This window comes from Phytobacter sp. V91 (genome assembly GCF_965644225.1).
Taxonomy (GTDB): Bacteria; Pseudomonadota; Gammaproteobacteria; order Enterobacterales; family Enterobacteriaceae; genus CBFFRJ01.
In genome coordinates, this window is the sequence record NZ_CBFFRJ010000189.1 from 1 (window position 1) to 7,075 (window position 7,075).

Annotated in this window: 5 protein-coding genes and 2 pseudogenes; 6 read left to right on the forward strand and 1 reads right to left on the reverse strand. The window is 53.6% G+C overall.

Annotation, left to right across the window (positions count from 1 at the left end):
- Positions 1-136: 136 nt before the first annotated feature.
- Complete coding sequence (locus ACSZO4_RS23925; protein ID WP_437891574.1) at positions 137-925, reverse strand: GntR family transcriptional regulator; 789 nt, start codon at positions 923-925, stop codon at positions 137-139.
- 221 nt (positions 926-1,146) lie between these two features.
- On the opposite strand from ACSZO4_RS23925, the gene ACSZO4_RS23930 reads away from it, so the two are divergent.
- The 6 genes and pseudogenes from ACSZO4_RS23930 (at position 1,147) to cho (ending at position 6,728) form a co-directional block, all read left to right on the forward strand.
- The gene (locus tag ACSZO4_RS23930; RefSeq protein ID WP_437891575.1) at positions 1,147-2,769 is read left to right on the forward strand and encodes an alpha-glucoside-specific PTS transporter subunit IIBC; all 1,623 of its coding nucleotides are present in this window, start codon (positions 1,147-1,149) and stop codon (positions 2,767-2,769) included.
- Positions 2,766-4,088, forward strand: coding sequence for a 6-phospho-alpha-glucosidase (locus tag ACSZO4_RS23935; protein ID WP_437891576.1), 1,323 nt, complete (start codon positions 2,766-2,768; stop codon positions 4,086-4,088). The genes ACSZO4_RS23930 and ACSZO4_RS23935 overlap by 4 nt, the downstream gene beginning before the upstream one ends.
- Positions 4,089-4,437: 349 nt before the next feature.
- A pseudogene (locus ACSZO4_RS23940) lies at positions 4,438-4,593 on the forward strand (Rpn family recombination-promoting nuclease/putative transposase); the annotation flags it as partial.
- 85 nt (positions 4,594-4,678) lie between these two features.
- Positions 4,679-5,113, forward strand: a pseudogene (locus ACSZO4_RS23945) (transposase zinc-binding domain-containing protein); the annotation flags it as partial.
- A gap of 269 nt (positions 5,114-5,382) precedes the next feature.
- The gene (locus ACSZO4_RS23950) at positions 5,383-5,631 is read left to right on the forward strand and encodes a GlsB/YeaQ/YmgE family stress response membrane protein (protein WP_437891578.1); all 249 of its coding nucleotides are present in this window, start codon (positions 5,383-5,385) and stop codon (positions 5,629-5,631) included.
- A gap of 272 nt (positions 5,632-5,903) precedes the next feature.
- Positions 5,904-6,728, forward strand: a complete 825-nt coding sequence (gene cho / locus ACSZO4_RS23955; protein ID WP_437891579.1) for an excinuclease Cho — start codon at positions 5,904-5,906, stop codon at positions 6,726-6,728.
- Positions 6,729-7,075: the final 347 nt, after the last annotated feature.

The following is a 7,075-nucleotide window of genomic DNA, read 5'->3' on the forward strand; positions in this document are numbered from 1 at the left end:
TGGGCGGCTCATGGTTTGTCGGCGCCTTTGAGGCGCTCACCCTAAAGCCTCCGGCTCTGCCGGAGGATACTTACTCGTAATACCGGAAATTTCGGTGGTTCCGGCACAGAACCCCTCAGTGGAACGAAATCTCACGTTAAGTAATATTTTCTTCCTCTGAAGCCTCTTTTAATCGCCGCAGCTGCTGGCGGTGCTGATCAGGAGGATGAGTTAGTAAATCTTCCGGGTGGATGCGACGCAAATGGTAGTCCACCTGGTAATCAGTGTTACGGAACATAACGGAATAATTGAGAAATTCGCCGCTGTCGCTGTAGGAAAGGGACGTAATGCGCAGCAGCGGCGTCTGTACCGGTACGTTCAGGTATCCTGCCAGCGATTTATCTGCCAGCACGGGCGTCAGGCTTTCATAGTTACCGCTGATGGTAATCCCGCACTCCTTCTCAATGTAATCAAACTTTGACCCTTCGAGATGTGCCAGCGAGAGGTTGCGAAACAGCTTCACGGGCATAAAGCTTTCCTCCTGCATCAGTGGTTTCCCTTCTACGTAGCGCACCCTGCGCGAAAAGTAGATCAGCTCATCCACCTGAATCCGCAACTGACTGGCTATAGCAGGCGGCGCAGGCATCACCTCAAACTGCAGTACCTTGCTTTGCACCTCTTTCCCCTGCTGGCGCAGTACCTCCACCAGACCGGTCAGAATGGTGGTTTCATGGTGCACACCCTTACGTGCGACAAATGTTCCGCTACCATGTCTGCGCTCAACCAGCCCCCAGATCACCAGCAGGGCCATCGCTTTGCGAATGGTCATTCGCGCCACGCCAAATTCCTGCGCCAGCGCTTTCTCTCCGGGGAGCCGGCTACCGATGCTGTAGTCCGACGAATTCAGCCGCAGCCGCAACCTGTCAGCAATAGATTTGTAGATCATCAGTAGACCTTTTTACCTTTATCAGGGCGTGGTTTTCGTCTTAAGATGTCCATATTTATAGACAAAATTAGACCTTATCGACCTCATTAAAACCATGAATGCGATCACGAATCGTAGTGGCGCGCCATGTTCGCTCATCAGTAAATTCTTATGCTCACTCCAAGCCAGTAAAAAACCATAAAGGCCTCTACATCTACAGGTTGTTACGTGAGGATTTAAAAATGCTCAGTCAAATACAACGTTTTGGCGGTGCCATGTTTACCCCGGTGTTGCTGTTTCCGTTTGCCGGGATCGTGGTGGGAATCGCTATCATGCTTCGCAACCCGCTGTTTGTGGGCGAGGCCTTAACCGCCCCTGATAATCTGTTCGCACAAATCGTGCACATCATTGAAGAGGGCGGCTGGGCAGTATTTCGCAATATGCCGCTGATTTTTGCCGTCGGCTTACCCATTGGTCTGGCAAAGCAGGCGCAGGGGCGGGCCTGCCTCGCAGTGCTGATTAGCTTCCTGAGCTGGAACTATTTTATCAACGCGATGGGGATGAGCTGGGGCCATTTCTTTGGCGTAAACTTCGCCGCAGAACCCGTAGCCGGAAGCGGGCTGGCGATGATCGCCGGTATCAAAACGATCGATACCAGTATTATCGGAGCCATTATCATTTCGGGCATCGTTACTGTTATCCACAACCGCTATTTCGACAAGCCGCTGCCAGTCTTCCTCGGTATTTTCCAGGGCTCCTCGTTTGTCGTTATTCTAGCTTTTTTCGTGATGATCCCCTGCGCCTGGCTCACGCTACTGGGGTGGCCGAAAGTGCAGATGGGTATTGAGTCCCTGCAGTCCTTCTTACGCTCTGCAGGCGCGTTGGGTGTGTGGGTCTATACCTTCCTAGAACGCATTTTGATCCCAACCGGGCTGCACCACTTTGTCTACGGCCCGTTTATCTTCGGTCCGGCAGCGGTAGAGGGTGGTATTCAGGTTTACTGGGCGCAGCATTTGCAGGAATTCAGCCAGAGCACGTTGCCACTGAAAACCCTGTTCCCGGAAGGTGGCTTTGCACTGCACGGTAACTGCAAGGTCTTTGGCTCTGTCGGGATTGCGCTGGCGTTGTGGTACACGGCATCGCCGGAAAAGCGCGTCAAAGTTGCGGGTCTGCTGATCCCGGCGACGCTCACTGCCATGCTGGTAGGCATCACTGAACCACTCGAATTTACCTTCCTTTTTATCTCGCCTTTGCTGTTTGCCATTCACGCCGTGCTTGCAGCCTCGATGGCGACTGCGATGTATATTTTTGGCGTCGTGGGAAATATGGGGGGCGGGCTGCTCGACCAGTTCCTGCCGCAAAACTGGATCCCAATGTTCCACAACCACGCCTCAATGGTCTTCACCCAGATAGGCATTGGCATCTGCTTCACCGGCATCTACTTCGTGGTCTTCAAGACGCTGATTGAACGGCTGAATCTCAAAACGCCGGGCCGTGAAGAGAGTGAAATCAAACTCTACAGCAAGGCTGACTATAAGGCGGCTCGTGGGCAAAAAACATCACCGGCAGCTGCCAGTCAGCAGGTTGGGCAGGCCGCTGGCTTCCTGCAGGCGCTGGGTGGCGCCGCCAATATCGAAAGTATTAACAACTGCGCCACTCGCTTGCGCATCGCGCTGGTCGATATGACACAAACCCAAAGCGACGACGTCTTTAAAGCCCTGGGTGCACACGGTGTGGTGCGACGCGGCAACGGCATTCAGGTGATTGTCGGTCTGCATGTTCCCCAGTTGCGCGACCAGCTTGAATCGCTGATGAAAATCCCTTTAACGAACGAACAAACCACCATGACGGAGGATGTATCATGAAAAAATTCTCAGTTGTCATTGCAGGCGGAGGAAGCACCTTTACCCCCGGTATCGTCCTGATGTTGTTAGCTAACCGCGATCGCTTCCCGCTGCGCGCCCTGAAGTTCTATGACAACGACAGCGCGCGTCAGGAGACCATCGCCGAGGCATGCAAAATCATTCTTAAGGAACAGGACCCAGAGATTGCCTTTAGTTACACCACCGATCCGCAAGCAGCCTTTACCGATGTGGATTTTGTGATGGCGCATATCCGTGTGGGCAAATACCCGATGCGTGAAAAAGACGAGAAAATCCCGCTGCGCCACGGCGTGCTGGGACAGGAAACCTGTGGACCAGGTGGGATTTCCTACGGTATGCGCTCCATCGGCGGCGTGCTGGAACTGGTGGATTATATGGAGCAGTACTCACCTAATGCCTGGATGCTGAACTACTCCAACCCGGCAGCCATTGTTGCGGAGGCAACCCGCCGTTTGCGCCCGAACGCTAAGGTCCTCAACATCTGCGATATGCCGATCGGCATTGAAGGGCGCATGGCGCAGATTGTCGGCCTGAAAGACCGCAAAGAGATGCGCGTGCGCTACTATGGCCTGAATCACTTCGGGTGGTGGACGTCGATTGAAGATCTCAACGGCAACGATCTGATGCCAAAACTGCGGGAATATGTGGCGAAAAACGGATATGTCCCACATTCGGAAAATGCGCATACCGAAGCCAGCTGGAACGACACCTTTGCCAAAGCGAAAGACGTGCAGGCGCTGGACCCGGATACCATGCCGAACACCTACCTGAAATATTACTTCTTCCCGGACTACGTGGTGGCGCATTCTAACCCGGAACGCACCCGCGCGAACGAGGTGATGGATCACCGCGAGAAGCACGTGTTCAGCTCCTGCCAGGCGATTATCGAAGCCGGGAAATCCTCCGCTGGTGAACTGGAAATCGACGAGCATGCGTCGTATATCGTCGATCTTGCGACCGCGATTGCTTTCAATACCCAGGAACGGATGCTGCTGATCGTACCAAACAACGGGGCAATCCATAACTTTGACGCCGACTCGATGGTAGAAATTCCGTGTCTGGTCGGCCATAACGGGCCGGAGCCGCTGACGGTGGGCGACATTCCGCACTTCCAGAAAGGGCTGATGAGCCAGCAGGTGGCGGTTGAAAAACTGGTGGTGGATGCGTGGGAGCAGCGCTCATACCAGAAACTCTGGCAGGCGATTACGCTGTCGAAAACCGTGCCGAGCGCGTCTGTCGCGAAGGCGATTCTAGATGACCTGATCGAGGCCAATAAGGACTACTGGCCAGAGTTGCATTAATCTTTCTGACCGGCATCTCCCGATGCCGATTTTTTTCCTTGTCGATTTACTTTACGCTGACCAGCCTGCAGCAGGATAGGGAATATCGATTAAAAAGACGCCATTTTCGGTATAATATCCACTGTCCATAATGCTCTGATTTATCTTGCAAAAAATACTTAACGTGTAAAACCGTTCCATTGAGCGTCAACCCCCTATTACTCCAGACACATCGCCGGCCTTATTTTAGATTTGCCGGTAGAGTCCACGGACGGGGTGAAAATTCTGCGGGCAGGATGCGAAGCGCTGTCACTGAATCAGACCGCCCGGTGTGGTAAGCTGGTCTTTTCTGAACTGACAGAACGGGCGCATGAAAAAATCCACCCCGGTGCCGCATGACGCGGCCTTCAGGGCCTTCCTGACTCATCCCGACACCGCCCGGGATTTCATCGCCCTTCACCTCCCGGCTGAACTGCGCGCCCTCTGCGACCTCAGCACCCTGAAACTCGAATCCGGCAGCTTTGTGAACGTAGCGCCCTTTCAGGGCGAGCGTCACCGCTTTGCGGTTCCGATAGTTTGCTTGCCCGGCGTCCCTCTTTATACTCTGCAGCATGTACATCCCCCGACCTGCAAAGCTGCTCTTCACCGTCAATGACGGCTGGAATAAATTTCTCGACAAACACGGCGACCGCGTCAGCGAATGGACCCGCCTCTGCGTCGAGCGCATGCTCTCCTGCGGCACCACCTGTATGGGCGTTCGCCGCTACTGTTGCGCGTCACCTGACTGTACCCACACCCGTTTCTTCTGCCAGAGCTGTAAATCAAAGGCCTGCAGCTCCTGCGGCTTCAAAGCCACATAGCAGTGGGTCACACAGCAGACACATATCCTCTGGCAGCACATTACCTTCACCATGCCACACATCCTGTGGCCGTTCTTCAACAACAACTGGCTCCAGCTCAACGCGCTCTTCCGCTCTGCCACCCGAGCGATGCTGCGATGGGCCCGCAAACAGAGCCTGGAGGTCGGTATCTTCTGCGCCCTGCACAGGGCATTTAAAAATCAGTTCCAACCCCAATGCTCGTTGAAAAAATCCACTATCTTGAAGCAAAAATAAATCATTAAAATCAATATATTAAGTCAATCAACCTGCGCAAGGCGGGCGAGTAATCCAGCGCTGAAGCTTCAACCATCTTCAAGACCCAGCCCGACCACTCCTCCGGATAGCCGGAAACCCCGTACTTTATTGGCACCCGGACTTGAAACATTTTCGCAACAGACTACGCTTACCGGGAATATTTGAAGGAGAGTGAAATAATGGGAATTTTATCCTGGGTCGTTTTTGGCCTGATTGCAGGCGTTCTGGCTAAGTGGATTATGCCGGGTAAGGACAGTGGTGGTTTCATCGTTACGGTGATTCTGGGTATCATCGGTGCCGTGGTGGGGGGCTGGATAAGCACTCTGTTCGGATTTGGTAAAGTGGATGGCTTTAACACAGGCAGTTTCGCCGTGGCCGTAGTCGGAGCTCTGGTGGTGCTGTTTATCTACCGGAAGCTGAGAAGCTGATTTACACGTCTGCAAAGCTGCCGTGTGCAGCTTTTTTTCCCGGCAGGGTGAATGCGTGATGACATCTGACCCTGTCTTCTCATCTCGATTTTACCTGAAAATATTTGGCTAATTACCTCACCATCAGCAGCAAAAACTGACCGCAGCTCCTGAGAAGAAACGAGGTTTGACGCGGATTCCTCAGATTCGCAGCTTTACAATGGGTATGATGTTTGACGCAATCACAACATGCAGAACTGATACAAAACTGAACTGGTTTAACAGGATGGGTCATGTATCGCTACCCTGACCATCTGGCCGGCGACGTCGCCGCGCTGCCCCAGACCTGCGGCGTCTATCTTTTTCACGGCGACAGTGACGCCCATCCGCTCTACATCGGCAAGAGCATCAATATCCGGCGTCGCGTGCAGTCGCACCTGCGCAATCCACGTGAAGCCCGTCTGCTTGCCGCCACACAGCGTATCAGTTACATCGAAACCGTTGGTGAAATCGGCGCACTGTTGCTCGAATCCACGCTGGTCAAACAGCAGCGGCCGCTTTATAACAAGCGACTGCGTAAGGTACGCCGCCTGTGCGCGCTGCTGGTTCTGGACAACAGCACGCGCATTGTTTTTAGTGACGCGGTGGATTTCTCCCGGACGCCAGACCTGTACGGGCTGTTTGCGCATCGCGCGGCTGCCGTCGACCTCCTGCGTGATATAGCCGACCGGGAACGACTCTGCCTGACCCTCCTTGATATTGAGAAGGGCCGCCCGGGACAGCCATGTTTTCGCTACCAGCTCGCTAAATGCGCCGGCGCATGTTGCGGCGCAGAGCCCCTGTCTGTTCATCAGTCACGGCTGCGCGCTGCGCTGACCCACACTCAGGTTCGGCACTGGCCTTTTCCGGGCCGCATCGCTATCGAAGAGAAGCAGGGGAGGCGTCGTGCTTTCCATGTGATAAGTAACTGGTTTTACCTCGGCACCGCTGCCACCTTGCGTAGTGCGCAGAAACTGCGTCTGCCTGCCGCCGGCTTTGACCGGGACTGCTATCGTATTCTGTGTCGCCGATTGTTCCATGAGCAAAACGCTCACATACGCCTGCTCGATGCTCCCTGAATTTGTTGACCACAAGATTAATCAGACAGAGAAAAGTAAGCTAATGAACGAAAACAGGCGTTATAAACCGCAACCTCTTTATACGCATCAGGGTTAAGGAACTACCTGAAGGCTACCGCGTAACTGGTCAGAGGAAACGCAACGCCTTAGAATCATTCAGACTCAAACCGGGCCATCCCCATACCCCGGAAGGCCATTTCCACATCAAATACAGTTATGAGCTCACCATGAAGCGGATCTTCTCTGGACTCAAGAAAGGACGTGGTGAAAAGCCTTACCTTAGCTGAGCTGTATTATCTCTCTGTAAGACGTATACGATCACTTTTTTCTGGTGAATATTTGCTCTC

Bases quoted from the DNA above. Each gene is read 5' to 3' on its own strand.
- ACSZO4_RS23925 (WP_437891574.1), bottom strand. From the start codon at position 925: ATGATCTACAAATCTATTGCTGACAGGTTGCGGCTGCGGCTGAATTCG.
- ACSZO4_RS23930 (WP_437891575.1), top strand. From the start codon at position 1,147: ATGCTCAGTCAAATACAACGTTTTGGCGGTGCCATGTTTACCCCGGTG.
- ACSZO4_RS23935 (WP_437891576.1), top strand. From the start codon at position 2,766: ATGAAAAAATTCTCAGTTGTCATTGCAGGCGGAGGAAGCACCTTTACC.
- ACSZO4_RS23950 (WP_437891578.1), top strand. From the start codon at position 5,383: ATGGGAATTTTATCCTGGGTCGTTTTTGGCCTGATTGCAGGCGTTCTG.
- cho (WP_437891579.1), top strand. From the start codon at position 5,904: ATGTATCGCTACCCTGACCATCTGGCCGGCGACGTCGCCGCGCTGCCC.